This is a genomic window from Centipeda infelix ATCC 43532 (genome assembly GCF_000234095.1).
GTDB classification, from domain to species: domain Bacteria; phylum Bacillota; class Negativicutes; order Selenomonadales; family Selenomonadaceae; genus Centipeda; species Centipeda infelix.
The window spans coordinates 491,994-511,443 of record NZ_JH376798.1 but is presented as its reverse complement, the minus strand read 5'-3'; the positions used below and the strand labels follow the sequence as shown (position 1 = coordinate 511,443).

Annotated in this window: 14 protein-coding genes; 2 read left to right on the top strand and 12 right to left on the bottom strand. The window is 59.0% G+C overall.

What is annotated here, in order from left to right; translation table 11 throughout:
• Positions 1-45 precede the first annotated feature (45 nt).
• The 11 genes from radC to HMPREF9334_RS05555 all read right to left on the bottom strand — a co-directional run bounded on the left by radC (position 46) and on the right by HMPREF9334_RS05555 (position 12,938).
• Positions 46-723 (bottom strand): RadC family protein, encoded by a 678-nt coding sequence (gene radC, locus HMPREF9334_RS05600; protein ID WP_006692515.1) that lies wholly within the window; start codon positions 721-723, stop codon positions 46-48.
• Positions 710-1,288, bottom strand: coding sequence for a Maf family protein (locus HMPREF9334_RS05595; RefSeq protein WP_006692514.1), 579 nt, complete (start codon positions 1,286-1,288; stop codon positions 710-712). Before HMPREF9334_RS05595 ends, radC begins: the two co-directional genes overlap by 14 nt.
• Positions 1,289-1,574: 286 nt before the next feature.
• Positions 1,575-2,852 (bottom strand): ArsB/NhaD family transporter, encoded by a 1,278-nt coding sequence (locus HMPREF9334_RS05590; RefSeq protein WP_006692513.1) that lies wholly within the window; start codon positions 2,850-2,852, stop codon positions 1,575-1,577.
• 196 nt (positions 2,853-3,048) lie between these two features.
• Positions 3,049-3,174, bottom strand: coding sequence for a secretion protein HlyD (locus HMPREF9334_RS12550; RefSeq protein ID WP_071985974.1), 126 nt, complete (start codon positions 3,172-3,174; stop codon positions 3,049-3,051).
• A 37-nt stretch (positions 3,175-3,211) separates the two neighbouring features.
• Positions 3,212-4,591, bottom strand: coding sequence for a DUF389 domain-containing protein (locus HMPREF9334_RS05585; protein ID WP_006692512.1), 1,380 nt, complete (start codon positions 4,589-4,591; stop codon positions 3,212-3,214).
• A gap of 138 nt (positions 4,592-4,729) precedes the next feature.
• The gene (locus HMPREF9334_RS05580) at positions 4,730-6,157 is read right to left on the bottom strand and encodes a glycoside hydrolase family 1 protein (protein ID WP_006692511.1); all 1,428 of its coding nucleotides are present in this window, start codon (positions 6,155-6,157) and stop codon (positions 4,730-4,732) included.
• A gap of 71 nt (positions 6,158-6,228) precedes the next feature.
• The gene (locus tag HMPREF9334_RS05575; protein ID WP_006692510.1) at positions 6,229-6,522 is read right to left on the bottom strand and encodes a hypothetical protein; all 294 of its coding nucleotides are present in this window, start codon (positions 6,520-6,522) and stop codon (positions 6,229-6,231) included.
• A gap of 114 nt (positions 6,523-6,636) precedes the next feature.
• Complete coding sequence (narI, locus tag HMPREF9334_RS05570; protein ID WP_006692509.1) at positions 6,637-7,302, bottom strand: respiratory nitrate reductase subunit gamma; 666 nt, start codon at positions 7,300-7,302, stop codon at positions 6,637-6,639.
• Positions 7,302-7,832, bottom strand: coding sequence for a nitrate reductase molybdenum cofactor assembly chaperone (gene narJ / locus HMPREF9334_RS05565; RefSeq protein ID WP_006692508.1), 531 nt, complete (start codon positions 7,830-7,832; stop codon positions 7,302-7,304). Before narJ ends, narI begins: the two co-directional genes overlap by 1 nt.
• The gene (gene narH / locus HMPREF9334_RS05560; RefSeq protein WP_006692507.1) at positions 7,832-9,253 is read right to left on the bottom strand and encodes a nitrate reductase subunit beta; all 1,422 of its coding nucleotides are present in this window, start codon (positions 9,251-9,253) and stop codon (positions 7,832-7,834) included. The genes narJ and narH overlap by 1 nt, the downstream gene beginning before the upstream one ends.
• A complete protein-coding gene (locus HMPREF9334_RS05555) occupies positions 9,243-12,938 on the bottom strand; it encodes a nitrate reductase subunit alpha (RefSeq protein ID WP_006692506.1) in 3,696 nt (1,231 codons plus the stop codon). The genes narH and HMPREF9334_RS05555 overlap by 11 nt, the downstream gene beginning before the upstream one ends.
• 274 nt (positions 12,939-13,212) lie before the next feature.
• On the opposite strand from HMPREF9334_RS05555, the gene HMPREF9334_RS05550 reads away from it, so the two are divergent.
• Positions 13,213-13,635 (top strand): hypothetical protein, encoded by a 423-nt coding sequence (locus HMPREF9334_RS05550; protein ID WP_006692505.1) that lies wholly within the window; start codon positions 13,213-13,215, stop codon positions 13,633-13,635.
• An 18-nt stretch (positions 13,636-13,653) separates the two neighbouring features.
• Positions 13,654-18,813 carry a DUF4132 domain-containing protein gene (locus HMPREF9334_RS05545; protein ID WP_006692504.1) on the top strand — a complete coding sequence of 1,720 codons (5,160 nt, stop codon included), beginning with the start codon at positions 13,654-13,656 and terminating at the stop codon, positions 18,811-18,813.
• A 219-nt stretch (positions 18,814-19,032) separates the two neighbouring features.
• On the opposite strand, the gene HMPREF9334_RS05540 is transcribed toward HMPREF9334_RS05545, so the two are convergent.
• Positions 19,033-19,368 (bottom strand): hypothetical protein, encoded by a 336-nt coding sequence (locus HMPREF9334_RS05540; protein WP_006692503.1) that lies wholly within the window; start codon positions 19,366-19,368, stop codon positions 19,033-19,035.
• Between the last annotated feature and the right edge of the window lie 82 nt (positions 19,369-19,450).

The following is a 19,450-nucleotide window of genomic DNA, read 5'->3' as shown; positions in this document are numbered from 1 at the left end:
GATGATTAACAGGAAAAATCCTCTCTCTGCGAAAAAAAAGTCTATTCACAGCATCCCTTCCTCGGAAAAGCTAAAGAACGCGCCGCCCCCAAGGATGACGTGATCAGTCACAGGGATGCCGAGCAACGCACCCGCCTCCTTCAGCTGGCGCGTGAGGCGGTGATCCTCTGCGCTCGGTGCGGGATCGCCACTCGGATGGTTGTGCACAAGAACGATGTGCGCCGCGCCGCAGCGAATCGCCGGCTCGTACACCTCGCGCGGATGCACGAGCGTATTCGTAAGCGTGCCGACGGAGACATCCGCGACCATCAGCACCTCGTTCTTCGAGGTCAGCGGCAGGACGAGGAAATGCTCGCGCTTCTCCGCACAGAGGCGCGAGCGCAGCAGTTCATAGACATCCGCCGCCTCGCGGATGTGCGGACGGTTCTGCGCCGTGCACTGTGCACGCCGCCCAAGCTCGAGAGCGGCGAGCACAGTCGCTGCCTTCGCCATGCCGATGCCTGGGATGCGTGCAAACTCAGCGGCGGGCATCGCAAGGATCGCGGAGAGCCCCGCCCCCTGAAAACGCGTCACAACACCGCGTGCAAGTTCGAGCACATTTTCTCCTGCGCGCCCCGTCCGCAGGAGGATCGCAAGGAGTTCAGCATCACTGAGCGCCCCTGCGCCGCGTGCGATCAGACGCTCGCGCGGAAGTTCTCCCTGCGGCAGATCACGCAGATTCATCCGTATCCTCCATCGCAATGCCCGCCGTTTTCGCAAGTGCTGCAACCGCATGGAGCGGCAGCCCGACAACATTTGAAAATGATCCGTGCAGTTCCTCAATGTAGATCGCCGCGCGTCCCTGAATCGCGTACGCGCCCGCCTTGCCCATCGATTCACCCGTGGCGACGTAGGCGGCGATCTCCGCCTCGGTCATCGGGGCAAAGCGCACAAGGGTCTCCGCCGCATCCGTATATGCGTGCCCGTCGATAACCCACGCAATCCCTGTGAGCACGGAGTGTTGGCGTCCCTCGAGCAGGGAGAGTACATGGCGCGCCTCTGCCGCATCGCGCGGTTTGCCGAATGACTTCCCGTTCAGCACGACAGCAGTATCCGCGCCGAGCACGGCATGGTCGGGGTACTCCTCCGCCACCTTGCGCGCCTTGACGAGCGCATTTCGGATCACGGCATCACGCGGATGCTCGCCATCCTCAATCTCATCGATGGCCGGTGTAATGGAGACAAACTTCGCCCCAATCTGCCGCAGGAGCGCGCGTCGTCGGGGTGATGCAGATGCCAGTATGAACATAGCTCCTCCTCCCGCCGCCCGTGATGGGGGCAAAAAGAGACACCGAAACTGTGCCGGTGTCTCTTAGGGAAGCACTGATAAATTCAGCCCATCATCTTGACGCATCTTTTTTGCCCGCTTTTTGTCGGCAAATCCTCCACATAGCTTTGGCTATGCGTCCGGTTTGCCTCCTCAATCGGACAGAAAAATCTACGCCAATCTGACGGACTTCATTTTATCAGCGATTCCCTCACAATTTCTCTATAAAATTGATTCGCCCTTGTATGCGCTTTTTCCTGCCAATGATTTACAACAAATACCGCAGATAGACATAGACCGTCGAGAGGACGATCGTGAGAATCATGAGCGGAAAACCGATCTTGAAGTAGCGGATGAAGCTGATGTGCACGCCGCGCTCCGCCGCCATGCCCGCCACGATGAGGTTCGCCGATGCGCCGACGAGCGTTCCGTTGCCGCCGAGACACGCGCCAAGCGCGAGTGACCACCAGAGCGGCTCAAGATTTGTGATCCCCATTGCGCCCATGTTCTGAATGAGCGGAATCATCGTTGCCACGAATGGGATGTTGTCGAGCACCGACGAGATAATCGCACTCATCCAGAGGATGAGCAACGCCGTCGCGGTCAAATCTCCGCCCGTCGCCTCGACCGCCGTTTCGGCGAGCTGTGCTATAATGCCGACCTCAATCAGTCCACCGACCGCAATAAAGAGCCCGATGAAGAAGAAGATGGTCGGCCACTCAACCGCGTGCATCGCCTTTTCCACCAGATGCTCGCTGCCGCCCGCGAGAAGGAGCAGCAGAAATCCGCCCGAGAGTGCGATGAGCGAGGACTCGATGTGCGTAAAGGAGTGCGTGAAAAATCCGAGGATCGTCAGCCCAAGCACGAAGAGCGAGCGCTTCAGCAGACCGTGATCCGTGATCGCCGCCTTCTCGTCCATCTGCATCAGCTCCGCCTGCAGTTCCGGTGTCGTGACGAGGCTCTTGCGATAGATTGCGGACATGATGAACATGACTACCACCATCGAGATGATCGCAATCGGCGCAAGGTGCTCGATGAACATGACGAAGGTGAGTTCCTTCACTGCGCTGCCAATCATGATATTCGGCGGGTCGCCGATGAGCGTCGCCGTGCCGCCAATGTTCGACGCGATGATCTGCGTGAGGAGATACGGCATGGGATCGAGCCTTAGAATCTTTGTAATGCTGAACGTGACCGGCACCATGAGGAGCACCGTGGTCACGTTGTCGAGGAATGCGGAGAATACCGCCGTAATCACACAGAGATAGACGAGGATGCGGCGCGGCTCCGCCTTCGCCGATTTCGCCGCCTTGATCGCCACATAGTCGAACAGCCCCGTCTCCTTTGTCACACCGACGAGTACCATCATGCCGACGAGCAGCCCGAGCGTCTCAAAGTCAACGTGGTGCAGCGCCGTCTCCTGTGAGAGGATGCCGAGCAACATCATGAGCACCGCGCCGATCATCGCGGCGACCGTGCGGTGAATCTTCTCCGAGACAATCACCATATACATCACAACAAAAATAATCGCGGCAAGCGTTTCCATGTAAGCGCCTCCTTTGTATTCGATTCGCGTGCGGCTCACAGCCCGCCACACGCGCGACTTTGTTCATTTTATCACAAAGTTCAAAAGGGTGACAAGTTTTTTTCCGCGTACAATTTTTCTATCCCGTTTGCAATTACTTTTGCTCCTTATTTCCGATTCGCTCACACGATGTGCATAGCGTGCGCTCAGCCACGGATTACGGAAGCACTGATAAATTCAGCACCGCCATCTTGACGCATCTTTTTCGCCCTCTCTTTGTCGACAAATCCTCCACATAGCTTTGGCTATGCGTCTGGTTTGTCTCCTTGACAGGACGAAAAATCTACGCCAATCTGAGAGACTATTTTATCAGCGATTCCTTACAATCCCTTTTTTGCCTCTGCTGGTGGAACTTCGGGGAGGAAGTGCACCTCTACACGGTTCTTTGCTTTGTCCGAAATCCATTCGGTCAAGCGAGCACGCGACGCTTCGTCCATATCCGATTGCAGATATATGAACGCAATTTGCGTTTCATGCAGCGCAGCCGCTTTATCTGCCGCCGGAGCAGGGGCTTGCACACTCCCGACGGCGATGCGGGAGATTTGCGGAAATACGATGCGTGCCTCACGATTCCAGTCCAATATGTAAGAGCCCTGTTTCTCGCTTTCCTCGCGGGCAGACTTGAGTGCGGTCACGGTCTGCTGTTCCTGCACAGAGGGAATGGCTCTTTTTTCAACCTCACTGAGTCTTTGATCGATCATCGCCTCCATCTTTTCCCGCTCTTCCACCGTTTCGGCGGAAAAGACCTCCAACTGGAACGGCCTGAGGTGTGCCTTTTCATGCAGTTTCTCCGTCAATGCCACCAAGTCATCCTCTGATATTCCGGCAATCGTAAATACCGTCAGTATTTTCTTCTCGTTGTCCAACGTATAGGAGATTGCCAAATGGGGCGGTGCTTTGAAGTTCTCCTCGATATAAATCTTCGCCTGCGCGTTCTCCAGATTTTCCTGCACGCTCTGATACGCAAAAAAACAGCTGGGCAGAGTGACAAGTATGGCAGCCGTCAGCAAATAGCGTTTCTGTCTTGAAAATTCAACAGAATCCCGCGCAATCTTCGAGGGGATATCAATGATTTGGAGAACCACAAATGCCGTCAGACAGATAAAGAAACTGTTGATAAAGAACAGATAGAGTGCCCCCACGGTGTACGCCGTCACGCCCGTCGCAATGCCATATCCTGCGGTACAGAGAGGAGGCATAAGAGCCGTCGCAATCGCAACACCGGGGATGACATTCCCGCCCGCTTTGCGGGTTACCCCGATGATGCCCGCGAGGCCGCCAAAGACCGCGATCAAAACATCCCAGATGGTCGGCGATGTCCGTGCAAGCAGCTCCGACGAAGGGGCATCGATCGGTGTGAGGAAAAAATAAAGCGTCGATGTGGCAACCGAAATGATCACTTGAGCGAGCAGACTTCCCGCACTGGAACGGATATATGTGCTGTCATAACGGGCAAGGCCATAGCCAATCCCAAGGATTGACCCCATCAGCGGAGAGATCAGCATCGCGCCGATGACGACGGCAGTGCTGTTCATATTGAGGCCGATGGAGGCAATGAAGATCGCCAGTATCAGGACGCTGAGATTCGTCCCCCGAAACTGCACGCCGGCATTGATTCGCTCTGTAATTTCCTGTAGTGATGCAATGTCTCCATGCAGGTCAAAAAAATCTTTTAGCTTATCCCAAATCAAACAAATCATCTCCTAAGAAAAAGGCACTGCTGCACGAAAGAAACGTACAGCAGCACCCCAATGTCAGCTCCACGCATGAATCGATAGGATTGTTCCGCCTGCAATTCGAACTTCGAGCGTGATGCGGTTCTACACCAATCGGAGGGTCTATTTTATCAGCGATTCCTTAACGCACCGCTTCAAACATTCCCCATGCGTCGCGATCACGTCCTTATACCAGTGAAACGATTTCTTGCGGTATCGCGCGAGTGTGCCCGTCCCATCGTCATTTCGATCCACATAGATAAAGCCGTACCGCTTTGACATCTGCGCCGTCGACGCGCTCACGAGGTCGATGCAGCCCCACGTCGTATAGCCCATGACGGGTACGCCGTCGGTGATCGCCTCCTCCACCTGCACGAGATGGTCGCTGAGATAGTCGATGCGATCGTCGTCCGCGACCGTCCTGCCGCCCGCACCGTCTGCGACAAGCACATCCTTCGCCCCAAGACCGTTCTCGACGATAAAGAGTGGCTTCTGCCAACGGTCATAGAAACGGTTCAGCACATAGCGCAGCCCCTGCGGGTCGATCTGCCAGCCCCAGTCACTCGCCTTGAGATACGGATTCTTCTTCCCGCCGAGGATATTGCCGCCGCCCGCCGTTCCGCCCGCGCCCTCGCAGATGCTAACGTAGTAGCTGAACGAGACGAAGTCCACCGTATGCTCCCGCAGCAGCCGCAGCTCCTCCTCTGTTGCACGGATCTCGATGCCGTTCTCGCGGAAGTAGCGGTTCATATAGCCGGGATACACGCCGCGCACGTGCATATCGCCGAAGAAATCGTTGAAATGCTCCGCCCGCATGACGGCGATCATGTCATCGGGCGCGGGAGTCAGAGGATAGGTCGGCATCGCGAGAATCATGCAGCCGATCTGAGCCTCGGGGATGATCTCGTGCCCGATCTTCGTCGCAAGTGCCGAGGCGACGAACTCATGGTGACACGCCTGATAGAGATCTTGGAGCGACAGCTCCGACTTCGGTGTCAGAATCCCGCCCGAGAGCAGCGGCTCATGGAGTACGGAGTTGATCTCGTTGAACGTCAGCCAGTATTTTACTTTATCCCGATAGCGCGTGAAGATCGTCCGCACATAGCACTCGTAAAAGCCGATGAGATCGTGACTCATCCAGCCGTTGTATGTTTTCGCGAGGTGGAGCGGTGTCTCGTAGTGCGAGATCGTCACAAGCGGCTCGATGCCGTATTTCCGACACTCGTCGAAGAGATCGTCGTAGAACTGCAGCCCCGCCTCGTTCGGCTCGGCATCGTCCCCGTTCGGGTAGATGCGGCTCCATGCGATCGACGTGCGGAACACCTTGAACCCCATCTCGGCAAAGAGGGCGATGTCCTCCTTGTACCGATGGTAGAAGTCAATTGCCGTGAGTTTCAGATTGTCCGCCGTCGGCTCCTCGGTCGGTGCGTCCGTGATGCCGTGCGGCATAATGTCCTGGATGTCGAGGCCCTTACCGTCCGCGTTGTACGCGCCCTCACACTGATTCGCGGCAACCGCGCCGCCCCAGAGAAAGCCCTTCGGAAATGCCATCGTTTGCTCCTTTGCCGCAGCATTGCCGCGCTCGTAGTCCGGTGGATCATCGGACGCTCACATGCGTCGTGTTATGCTAGCTCGATGCCGTTGTCCTGCGCAAGCTTGCGGATGATCGGCACGGGCAGTTCTGCAGCCTTTGCCGCCGTCTCAAGGTCGATTCCCGCACGCAGACAGTTCATCGCGACACGGATCACGCCCTGCTTGCGCCCGCGGAACTCGCCTTCGCTGATCCCCTCCGCCTTGCCGGCCTCTTTTCCCTTTTCAAACGCCGCCATAAGATCCGCCTCAAAAGCAGCGCGCATCCCCTCCACGCGCTGCTCGCTCATCGAACGAATCATTTCCCCTACATTCGTCTCGCTCATCGCTCATTCCATCCTTTCTGCTCTCTTAATAATCCTTTTTATTATAGATAATTCTTCCACATTGGTCAAATAAAAGAATGCCGCCACATTTCTGCAGCGACATTCAAGACAATCTTACTTCTTCCGATAGATGATCGGGCTGCGCACGAGGTACTCAAAGGGTGCGCTGAGGCAGTGGACGAGACGCGAGAATGGAAAGAGGAACGCGACCGCCATCCACGAGAACATATGGATACGGAACATAAGCGGCACGTTCTCCATGTAGTCGATCTCGGGGCTGAGCGCGAGAACCGAGCGGAACCACGGCGAGATGGTCTCGCGATAGTCAAAGCCGCCCTGCACGGCGTTCAGCGTCGTGGACGCACAGCCAGAGAAGATCGCAAGGAAGAGGAACAGATAGAGCCACTTGTCCATCATCGACGTGTTGACCGCCATGCGGTCTTTGCCAAAACGGCGGATGAGGAGCAGAATGAACCCCCCGAAGAAGAGTACGCCTGCGGGCGCACCGCCGCCGAGCGCGATCATGTGGTAAAGGTGCTCGTTGATGCCCGCCGCCTCGGTCATAAACTTCGGGATAAGCACGCCAATGATGTGGCCGCCGAGTGCCATGACGAGGCCGAGGTGGAACATCGGGCCTGCGATCTTCAGGTCGCTCTTGGAGAGGAACTGACTGGACTTCGTCGTCCAGTTCCGCTCAAAGACGGTGTAGCGCACGATCGTCCCCACGATGAGGAACGTGAACGCGATGTAGGGCAGGATGCCCCATGCGAATTGTTTCATTATGCTGTCCTCCCTTCAAGGCCCGCCGCCTCCGTGAGCACGACATCGAGGAGAAATGCGTAGGGCAGCTTCGCCTCGATCAGACGGTCGCGCAGCAGTTCCAGTTTCGGACGCACCTCGGTCAGGATGTGCAGAGCCTCCCTGTCGGACACCGCCGCCGCGAGCTCGAGGATCGCGGGCAGGTAGTCGGGCAGTTCGTGGTCGAGATCATAGCCCGCATCGAGAAAGAGCTGCTTGTATGCGAGCATCTCCTCGGACTGCTTGCCGAAATCCGTGCGGTTGTGCGTCGTGAGATAGAGGTTCGTGTTTTGCGAGAAGTCAAAGGCACGCACATAGGCATCCTCGAACTCCTGCCGGTCGCTCTCTCCGATGTAGCCGAAGAACTCCTCGAAGACCTCGCGCGACTGCGGACGCTCGACATCCGCGACCGCTGCTGCATGGGTGGGAACACTCTCCCACCACGTTTCCGAGGGATACTCGAACAGATAGGAGGTGAGGAGGAGCGGTGTCTGAATGCGGTTCGTATCCATCAGCAGCACCCTCCGGGACAGGCATAGCCGACCGAGCCCTGCAGTTCACGCAGCTTCTCGTGCGTAACATCCTGCAGACCTGCGGGGATGTTGAAGCGATCGCGGCGCTTGGCAATGCCGAGGAGGCGGTACATCGCCTCATACGTCTCAATATCGTGCGTAAGGTTCGCCGGCAGTTCCTCGCCCGTCTGCTTTGTCCGCATGACGGCACGCAGTTCGAGCAGGACGCGCAGGACGCGCTCGATCGCAGCCTCATCCCCCGCCGTCAGCAGCTGCGCGAGGTAGGCGACAGGAATACGCATCTCCGCCGCACCGGGGAAGAAGACCTTCTCCTCCACGCGTCGTGCAATCGGGCTGAGGGGCGGTACGTACCAGACATTCGGCAGCGTGCGGTACTCCGGATGGAGCGGGAATGCGAGCTGCCACTCGGCGATCAGCTTGTACGACGGCGAGTTCTGCGCCGCACGGATCCAGCGGTCGGGGATGCCCGCTGCCTGTGCCGCCGCAACGGTCGCGGGATCGTTCGGGTCGCAGAGCGCACCGAGGTATGCCTTGTAAATATCCTTCGGATCGGGCGTGGATGCCGCCGCCTTAACCTTGTCCGCATCGTAGAGCAGAACACCGATGTAGCGCATACGGCCGACACAGCCGTCACTGCACACGGTCGGCAGACCGTTCTCAAGGCGCGGGAAGCAGAACGTGCACTTCTCCGCCTTGTTCGTCTCCCAGTTGTAGTAGATCTTCTTGTACGGGCAGGACGGGACGCAGTGCCGCCAGCCGCGGCAGCCATCCTGCGAAATGAGCACCACGCCGTCCTCGTCGCGCTTGTAGATCGCGCCCGAGGGGCACGCCGCAACGCACGCGGGGTTGAGGCAGTGGTTGCAGAGACGCGGCAGATGCTTCATGAAGATGTCGTGGAACTCGAGCGTGATCTCCTGTCCCATCTTGCTGAGGTTGTAGTCCTTGCGTGCGGACTGTCCGTCTGCGAGGTCGTCCTCCCAGTTCGGCCCCCACTTGATCTCCATGCGCTTCTGCGTAATCAGCGAGCGCGGACGTGCAACCGGCTGATGGTTGCGCCGCTTCGTGTGAATCAGCGTCTCATAGTCGTACGTCCACGGCTCATAGTAGTCGTCCATCTCGGGCTGCTGCGGATGGTAGAACAGCTTCGCCAGACGCGTCATCATGCCGCCTGTTCTGAGGCCGAGCTTGCCATCCTTCAGCTCCCAGCCGCCCTTCCACTTCTCCTGGTTCTCCCACTGCTTCGGATAGCCGATGCCAGGTTTGGTCTCGACGTTGTTGAAATACATATACTCTGCGCCGCGTCGGTTCGTCCAAACATTTTTGCAAAGGATGGAGCACGTGTGACAGCCAATGCACTTGTCCAGATTCATGACCATCGCAATCTGTGCTTTAATCTTCAAGCCAATCTACCTCCTCCATGCGCCGCACGACGACGTACGAGTCGCGCTGATTGCCCGTCGGGCCGTAGTAGTTGAAACCGTAGCTGAGCTGCCCGTAGCCGCCAATGAGGTGGGTGGGCTTGATGTGGATGTGCGTCGGCGTGTTGTGCGTGCCCGCGCGCGTGCCCGAGATCTTCGAGCCCGGCACGTTGATGTGGCGATCCTGCGCGTGGTGCATGAACACGGCACCATGCGGGATACGCGGCGAGACGACGACGCGCGAGGCGACGACACCGTTGCGGTTGTAGAGCTCGATCCAGTCGTTGTCCTTCACGCCGATCTCCGCCGCATCCTTTTCGCTCATCCAGACACTCTGCCCGCCGCGGAACATCGTGAGCATCTGCTGCGCATCGAAGTACATACTGTGCGTGCTCCACTTGTTGTGGGGCGTGAGGTACTTCAGCGTAATTTCCTTCTGCGTGCCGTTCAGCGACTTGTTCATCGGACGGAAGTCGAGGATCGGACGGTAGACCGCCTGTGCCTCGCCGAACTCGCGCATGACCTCGTGATCCATGTAGAAATGCTGCCGCCCCGTCAACGTGCGGAACGGAATGAGTTCCTCCACGTTGTTCGTAAAGGGGGTATAGCGGCGGTTCTGATTGCTGCCCGTAAAGGTCGGTGCCGTGATCGTCTCACGCGGCTGCGCAATGACCTGATCGTAAGTAAACCGCTCGTCCTCGCGATCCTTCGCGAGCTTCACGAGGTTGTCGAGACCCGTGCGCTTTTCGACCGCCTCCCATGCGCGGACTGCCGTCCTGCCGCAGGTGGTCGGGGACATTCCAAGCACTGCATCAATCGCCTGCCGCGCCTCATAGATCGAGGGGCAGCCGTAGGACACATAATCCTTGTTCTGGATGATGCCGTTGCGCTGTCGGATCTCCTCGTAGTCCTCCGCCGAGTCCCACGTATTGCCGTGGCTCGCCGTCTTGCCGCCCGCATTCGGGCCGAGGGCAATCCACTTCTCATAGAGCTTCGTATAGTCGATGGTGTTGGACGCGATGTTCGGCATCGTCTTGCCGGGGATCGGCTCGCACTCGCCCTTGCTCCAGTCACGCACGACACCGTCCGGCTGCGCGATCTCCGCCTCACTGTCATGCCCGAGCGGAGTCGCGGCGATGTTCGTGTACGGCGTGAGCTTTGCGTCCTTTGCCACCTGCGAGACTGCCTGTGCCAGTGTGCGGTAGATGTCCCAGTCCGTGCGCGACTCCCAGAGCGGGTCGACTGCGGGCTGGAAGGGATGGACGAAGGGATGCATATCCGTCGAGGAAAGATCCGTCTTCTCGTACCATGTCGCCGTCGGCAGCACGATGTCGGAGTAGAGCGCGTTGCCCGCCATGCGGAAGTCGAGCGCAACGAGGAGGTCGAGCTTGCCCTCGAGCGCGCCGCCCGGCTTCTCCAGCTCCTCCTTCTCGCGCCACTTGACCTCCTGCGGGCGCGTCGCACAGTCCTCCTCCTGGAAGATGCTGTTCTCCGTGCCGAGGAGATACTTGAGGAAGTAGTCGTTGCCCTTCGCGGACGAGCCGAGCAGGTTGCAGCGCCAGACAAAGAGGTTGCGCGGGAAATTCTCCGGCGCATCGGGATCCTCCCATGCGAACTGCAGGCTCTTGTCCTTCAGGCTCTTCACGATGTAGTTCTTGATGCCGTCCGCACCCTCGAAGCCCGCCGCCTTTGCATCTGCAGCGATGTCGTTCGAGCCGCGGTTGAACGTTGGATAGGACGGTGCCCAACCGAGGCGCGCCGCCATGACAGCATAGTCTGCCGCGTGGTTGTAACGCGCCGGCTCATTTGCCGCCGTAATCGCATCCGTCTGGATCTCGTCGCTGCGCCACTGGTCGGTCGCGAAGTAGTAGAACGAGGTGGAGTTGAGCAGCTTCGGCGGTGCCTGCCAGTCCGAGCCGCTCATAATGCGCGCCCAGCCCTCATTCGGACGGAGCTTCTCCTGTCCGACGTAGTGCGCCCAGCCGCCGCCGTTGCGCCCCTCGCAGCCCGTAAAGAGCAGGAGGTTGATGATCGTGCGGTAGACGGCATCCGCGTGGAACCAGTGGTTGATGCCGCCGCCCATGATAATCATTGTTCTGCCGTTCGTCTTGATGGCGTTATCCGCGATCTCGCGTGCCGTCTTGATGACGAGATCGGGCGCAATGCCCGTGTACTTCTCCTGCCATGCGGGCGTATACGGCGTGTCGTCCTCGTACGAGCCTGCGCTCTCGCCGCCGATGCCGCGGTCAATCGCATAGTTCGCAAGCGTGAGATCGTAGACTGTCGTGACGAGCACCTCGCCGTCCGCCGTCTTGACACTGCGCACGGGAAGGGCGCGCGTCAGCGTACGCTTGGCGCGGTCGTTGCCGAAGTACGGCAGCTCGACCTCCACCGTCCCCGTCTTTTCGTTCCAGACGGAGAGGCGCGGGCAGATCTCTGCGCCCGTGTCGCGGTTCTCCTCGCGGATGTTCCACTTCTCCTGATCGCTCCAACGCTCGCCGAGCGTGCCGTTCGGAATGACGATCTCGCCCGTCTTGTCGTCCACGACGTAGTAGCGGAAGTCCGCGTGCTTTTCGTCGCGTCCCATATCGCGTGAGGAGAGCATACGCCCGGGGACGTACGTGCCATCCTCCCGCTTTTCGATGCGCACGAGGAACGGGAAGTCCGTATATTTGCGCGTGTATTCGAGGAAGAACGGGGTCGTCTTGTCGACGTAGTACTCCTTCAGGATGACGTGACCCATCGCCATCGCCATTGCCGAGTCGCTGCCCACCTTGAGCGGGATCCACGTATCCGCAAACATCGAGGACTCGGCATAGTCGGGCGCAATCGACACGACCTTGGTACCCTTGTAGCGCACCTCCGCCATAAAGTGTGCATCCGGCGTACGCGTGAGCGGCACGTTCGACCCCCATGTGATGAGGTAGCCCGCATTGTACCAGTCGCTCGACTCGGGCACGTCCGTCTGCTCGCCCCAGATCTGCGGGCTCGCTGGCGGCAGGTCGGCGTACCAGTCGTAAAACGAGAGCCCGACGCCGCCCATCATCTGGATAAAACGAATACCCGCCGCATAGCTCAGCATCGACATCGCCGGGATAACGGAAAACCCAAAGATACGGTCGGAGCCATACGTGTACGCCGTGTAGAGCACGGAGGCGGCGATCAGCTCGCTGACCTCCTGCCAGTTCGAGCGCACAAAGCCACCCATGCCGCGCGCCTGCTTGTACTTCTTTTTCTTTGCGGGATCGGAGGCGATGCTCTTCCACGCCTCGTACGCGTTCGGATGCGCCGCACGCGCCTCACGCCAAAGAGCCGCGAGTTCCCCGCGCATGTACGGGTACTTCACACGGTGCGGACTGTAGAGATACCACGAGAACGTCGTCCCGCGCGGACAGCCGCGCGGCTCGAAGTCCGGCATATCCGGCGCTGTCTCCGGATAGTCGGTCGCCTGATTCTCCCACGCCACAATGCCGTTCTTGACGTGGACGTTCCAGCTGCACGAGCCCGTGCAGTTGACCCCGTGCGTCGTGCGGACCGTCTTGTCGAACGACCAGCGGTCGCGGTACATATTCTCCCATGTGCGCCCGCCTTCATGCATCTCTGCATGACCGCCCGCAAGCTCCGACGTAGGAATCAAATACTTGAACTTTTTGAAGATACTGCTCACGCCTTCACCCCTCCATTATTTTGGCTTTCATTGAAAAGGCTTATAGATACGATACAATTTTACTATACCGCTTCGGGTGTGGATGTGAGCAATATCACAGTTCTATAAAATTTTATAATTGAAAACTATTCTTGTGATTGTTTTTTGCTATTGTGGGAGTCGCTGATAAAATAATGTCTGTCGGATACTATATGAGACAATCCGCCTGATTGTACCGTCTTGTAAGAAATGTTACGATAGAGTGAATAAATCAACAATACAAAGGAGCGGTGCTATGCAGGTACAAGTCAATGTAAAGCGCATCGGCAAGCGCAGGAATGCGATTGAGACGCGCCCCTATGAGATCGGGGAGGTGCACGATGTCGGCGGGCTGATCGCGGCGTTCGTCACGGCGGAGGTCACACGCTTCAATGCACGGGCGGAGGGTGGGGAAACGGTGCTCCGCTATCTGACGAGCGAGGAGATCGCGGATGCCGCCATGGTCGGAAAGATCGGATTCGGCGCGGACTACAACGGACAGGTGCAGGATCTCACGGCGGCGATCGAGAACGCACGCCAGTCGTTCGAGGACGGCATCTACCGCATCTTCATCAACGGCAATGAAGTGGGGGACGCACTCGACACGCCTGTCACGCTCCGAGAAAACGATGAGATCACCTTTGTCCGCCTGACGATGCTTGCAGGACGTATGTGGTAAACCCGATGGAGGAATACGATGATTAGCTACTATTTGCGCGATGAGGAAATGACACGCTATATTGAGCGGCTGAAGGCAGGGTTTGACGCGCTGAACCCGCAGAGCCAAAAGCTGCTCAACTTTCTCTTTTTCCGTACGGACGAGAAGGGAGAACCGGACTACGACTGGGACGTCGGCGTGGCAAACTTCCGTCGCAACAAGAAAGGCGTGGTCTGCACGGTCGATGATGACGTGCTGCCGCCTGCGCTCTACCCCGCCTTTGACCTGATGATGGGCGAGGACCTGCGGAGGGATCTCGTCGATATGGCGCACAGCCTCGCCGCCTATCCCTACACGAACCGCTACTACCGACGTCTCGTCCGCTCACGCGACTACCATCAGCACGTCGGCCGCATTTGGAATCTGATCGAGCAGCTTGTGCGCGAGTACGCCTTAGGGAAGAACTTCCTGCAGCTCCTGCGCAGAGAGTACGATGTGGAGAGGTACGGCAACAGCTTCCTCCCGCCCGAGCAGATCGCCGTATGGATCGACCGTGGGGACGCAGAGACCATCGCCATCATCCGCGACATGCTCCTCAGTGAGAACAACACGAACGTGCTCACCTACGATATTTTCCGCGCCATCTTCAAGTCACGCAGTACAGAACTCGTGGAGCTCGTCGGCAAACTCCTCCTCGCGGGGAAACTGCAGGAGGGACTGCGGCAGGCGATCTGCGAGACGATGGACTGCGGACGGCAGGAGCACTTCGTCTACATGATGGGGCTGATCGAGGAGCACAACCTCATCCGCTTCTCGTCCGTGCGCCGCGCCATCGCGACGACCATCGGCATCGGCACGGACAGCGAGCGTGTGGACAAGAAGCTCCTCGCGCTCATGGTGCGCGTGCTGCGCGATCCTGCGGAGGCGGACACACTCCTTCACAGTGAGGACAATGTCGAGGCGATGGTCGGGTTGTGGAGCAAGGGCGTACATGACCTCACGGAACTTATCGCCGGCATGGAGGCGATCATCGCAGAGGGACGGCCGCACTCCGTCCTGCTCGTCTCGTACTTCCTGCACGCCCTGCAGGACGGTGCACAGGAGCGGCGCATTGCAAAGCGCGTTCTCCTTGGCATCACGGATGCGGAACTGAGTGCGGCGGACATGAAGAAAATTGCCTGCTATCTGTCCTACATGACGGGCGATTTCTACATCCTGCGGGATCTCGACGACTTCGTCAAGCAATTCGATGCAACGACGTATTTCGCGGACACAGAGGAAGCCACGCGTTTCTTCGATCTCTGCGCGCGTGCCCTCGACCGAATGAAGCGCAAGGAAGAGAAGTACCCCGCGTGCATCTTCCCGTGGTACGATGTAAGTCTCACAAAGGAAGCACTGTCCAATGCGATGGTGCTCGCCGCCCTCTGCGCCGGCACTGCGCTGACGGATCGCGTCGCCCCCATCCTCCCCGTCTGCTACACGGGACAGCGCGCTGCACGGCTCCTCCTCAAGACACCGCTGAGTGCGGCACAGGAGGCATCGCTCCTCGACCTGCTGCGCCTCGCCCCCGAGACAGCGGAAGCAATCCTCCTCAAAAAAGATACGGCGACCGTGGCGGCTGCGGACTTCGTGCCGCGCCACCGCACAGAGATCGCCGCCCTGCTGCGCCTGAAGACCGCAAAGACGCGCCGCACGGTGCTCGACCTCCTCTACACGCAGGAGGATACGTCGCTGCGCGAGACGATGGCAGACCTCCTCGCACAGAAGGACGTGAACAAACGCCTCGGCGCACTTGATCTCCTCCTGCGCTGCAAGGCGGACGGGCGCATGGCACAGGAGGAGCTGCTCTCCCTCGCACGCGGCATCCAAAAGCCCACCTCGGACGAGCAGGTACTGATCGACGAGCTGTCGAGCAGCGCGGGTGCGGACGCACAGGAGCAGGCGCTGTTCGACGCAGCATACACGCCGGACTTTGCCATCGAGATCCAGTATGCGGAGAAAAAGGGCGGCATCCGCGGCCTGCTGAATCATCTCACAGGCGCGAAAGAAACGCCGTCAGCGGGCGGCTACGATGCAGCGGCAAATACCGTCCACGTTGTCAACACACTCACGCTCAAAGACATATTCCCGCGCACGGACGAGGAACTGCTTGCCATCGTCACGAAACTGAACGCACTCTATACGAAACATGAGGACTACGAGTACAAGGCACGCTGGATCGGCAGAGAGGAGACGACGCTTTCGGCGGGCTATTACGAACGGGCAGACGCAGAGCACGCAAAAGACGCGCCCGATCATATCAAATACTTTCCGCTTGCTGAGGTCTGGGAGGAGTTCTACCGGCAGGAAATTGTGGACTTCCCCACGCTCTATCAGCTCGCCATCGCGCTCCGTATGCCGAAGGCGGAGGACGAATTCTTCGCCGAGGGTCTGACGCGCATTGCAGAGCGGGACTGGACGGCGTTCCCCGCCGTCCTCGCCGCGCAGAAGCTGAGCTACTTCGGCGAGGGTTACGTCGGACGGCAGACGGGGAAAAATGTCATCCGCGTGCTCTATGAGACATATGCGGAGGAGAACCGCTCATTCGTCTTTGCCGCAGGTCTGCTGATGATGAGCCGTGCCTACGACTGCTTTGACGAAAACCTCTTTCTCGTGGAGTACAAAAACCAGTGGCGCACAGGGAACACGCGCCAGATCATGCACCACACTGCGCTCATGCAGACCGCGCTGCACGGCGCACGGCGCTATCAGGGTGCGGCGGAATTCGCACAGTCCTACGCCCTGCGGTACCGCATGATGGAGCGGCTCGAAGCACAGCTGCTGCGCACGGAGCAGGAGCCGGAGTCCGGCATGGTCGGCATCATCGAGCACGCGCAGGCGCATCTCCTCGGCATGGTGGAGAAGGACGCATTCTACAAGATGCTCCTCGGCGTGCAGGCGGACGGGATGAGCGAGGACGCTGCACGCAAACAAAAAGCAGTGGAAAAGAATCGCATACAGGTGCTCGAACGCTATCGCAGCGGTGCCCTCCCCGACCCAAAGGACGCGGATTTTCGCGGCGCACAGACGGAGGATGTCCTCGCCTTTGTACGGGACGAAGGGCAGCAGGTCATCGACTGTATCGTCACGGCAGAGCTGCGGCGCGGTGACACCCCCGCGCTTCACTCCGCCGCAGTCGCAAGCATCGTGCGCGTCGAGGGCATGGATACGTTCGTGCGCATCCTGCAGGCACTCGGCGCACTGAAGCTCGACCGCGGCAGCTGGTACTACGGGGCAAATGAGGCGAAGGCATCGACGCTCAGTCACCTGCTGAAGGTCAGCCACCCGCGTGCGGGTGAAACGGCGGCGGAGCTGAAGACTGCTCTCTCGGGAAGCGGCATCACGGAGCAGCGGCTCGTCGAGGCAGCGATGTACGCACCGCAGTGGATTCCGCTCATCGAGGCACACCTCGGCTGGCGCGGCATGGCAAGCGGCTGTTACTACTTCCAGGCGCACATGAGCGACATCCCGAAGGATCGCGAGAGCATGATCGCAAAGTACACCCCGATTGCCGTCGAGGATCTGAAGGAGGGCGCGTTTGACATCGACTGGTTCAACGCAGCCTACAAGGAGCTTGGCAAGGCGCATTTCGAGTGTCTCTACGATGCCGCAAAGTACATCTCCGACGGCGCGAAGCACGCACGGGCGCGCAAATTCGCCGACGCCGTGCGCGGCATGATGAAACTCGCAGACGTAGAGAAGGAGATCGCGGCGAAGCGTAACAAGGATCTCGTCCTGTGCTGCGGGCTGATCCCGCTGAAACGCGCACGGGAAAAGGATATGCTCGCACGCTACGCATTCCTGCAGAATTTCCTCAAGGAGAGCAGACAGTTCGGCGCACAGCGTCGCGCGAGCGAGGCAAAGGCGGTCGAGATCGCCCTCTCGAACCTCGCTCGTGCCTGCGGCTTTGACGACGTGACGCGCCTCGTATGGACGGCGGAGACGGAGCTCATCAAGACGCACGCCGCCCACTTTGCGCCCAAGGCGGTTGAGGACACGGAGCTCTGGCTGCGCGTGGCAGAGGACGGCAAGGTAAGCCTCGTGTGCGCAAAGGGCGACAAGGAGCTGAAATCCATCCCCGCAAAGCTGAAGAAGAATGCCTACGTGCTCGAGCTGAAGGAAGCGGAGACGAATCTGAAGGAGCAGTACCGCCGTGCGCGGAAGATGCTCGAGGAGATGATGGAGGACGGCACGCCGCTGCTCGCCCGTGAGATTGCAAACGTCATGGAGCACAATCCTGTCATCGCTCCTCTCTTGCGTGTACTCGTCTTCAAATCGGACACGGCACTCGGCTTTTACGAGGATGGCGCACTCATCACACCCGACGGCACACGCACAGAGGTCGCAGCGGATGCGGAAGTGAAAATCGCCCACGCGCTCGATCTCTATGAGAGCGGCACATGGACGGCGTATCAGGCATATCTCTTTGAAAAGGGCATCCGTCAGCCGTTCAAGCAGGTATTCCGCGAACTCTACGTCAAGACGGCGGACGAACGCGGCAAAGAGACGAGCCTGCGGTATGCGGGACACCAGATCCAGCCCGCGAAGGCCGTCGCGCTGCTCAAGACGCGCCGCTGGGTCGTCGACGGCACGGACGGACTGCAGCGCGTCTACTACAAGGCAAACATCATCGCGCGCATCTACGCGCTCGCCGACTGGTTCTCGCCCGCCGACATCGAAGCACCGACGCTCGAATGGGTGGATTTCTTCGACCGCAAGACATTCAAAAAACTGCCGATCGACGATGTGCCCGACCTCATCTTCACCGAGGTCATGCGCGACGTGGATCTCGTCGTCTCCGTCGCGCACGTCGGCGGCGTCGACCCCGAGGCAAGCCACTCGACCATCGAGATGCGCCGTGCCATCGTGCAGTTCAATCTGCCGCTCTTTAAGCTCGACAACGTCCGTCTCGAGGGCACGCACGCGCATATCCACGGAACGCTCGGCGACTATACCGTCCACCTCGGCAGCGGCGTCGTGCAGCAGAAGGCGGGCGCGATGGTGAACGTCCTGCCCGTCCACAGCCAACACCGCGGCCGCCTCTTCCTGCCGTTCCTCGACGAGGATCCGAAAACGGCGGAAATCATGTCGAAGATCATCCTCTTTGCGGAGGACGGCAAGATCAAGGATCCGTTCATCTTGGAGCAGATCCGACGCTGACAGCTTGATCGTGCGTGCCCCTAAGCGAACACCTCGCTGCACAAGTGATCGCACACTTGCTCCACAAGGGATCGTTTAGGGACATTGCACAACATCTCTCCACATCATTTCACACAAAAAACCGCAGGAAACTCATCGGTCATTCCACCGACTCAGCTTCCTGCGGTTTTCATTTGCAGGTATATTCAATTGTTGCATTTCTGTACACCGCGCAGCAAATTACGCCGACGCTGCTTCGGCATCGGTCACGGGACGGTGTCCCCCCAGTTCGACGATGTACGGATCCCCGAACAGCTCACGCGTCGCGTCGCTGTGGATATCCTCCTCCAACGAGCGCAGCGAACGCGTCAGCGACTCGATGTCGAGCTCGTATGCCTCACTGTCCATACGGTGCAGCTGCCGAATCTGCTCGCGGTACGCGAGACGCTGTGCGCGCATGCCCTCGATGAGTGCGTCATCCTTTGCAGGATATATTGCCGCCGCGCGTACCATCGCATTGATCGGAATCCGTTTTGCCGGATCATCAAGCACCGATGCAAGTGATATGACTGCCATAACAGCCACCTCATTTCCTTATGAGTATTTCTTGGTCGCGCACATTCCCCACGCAACCTTTTTATGACATTTCCCTTGTCCA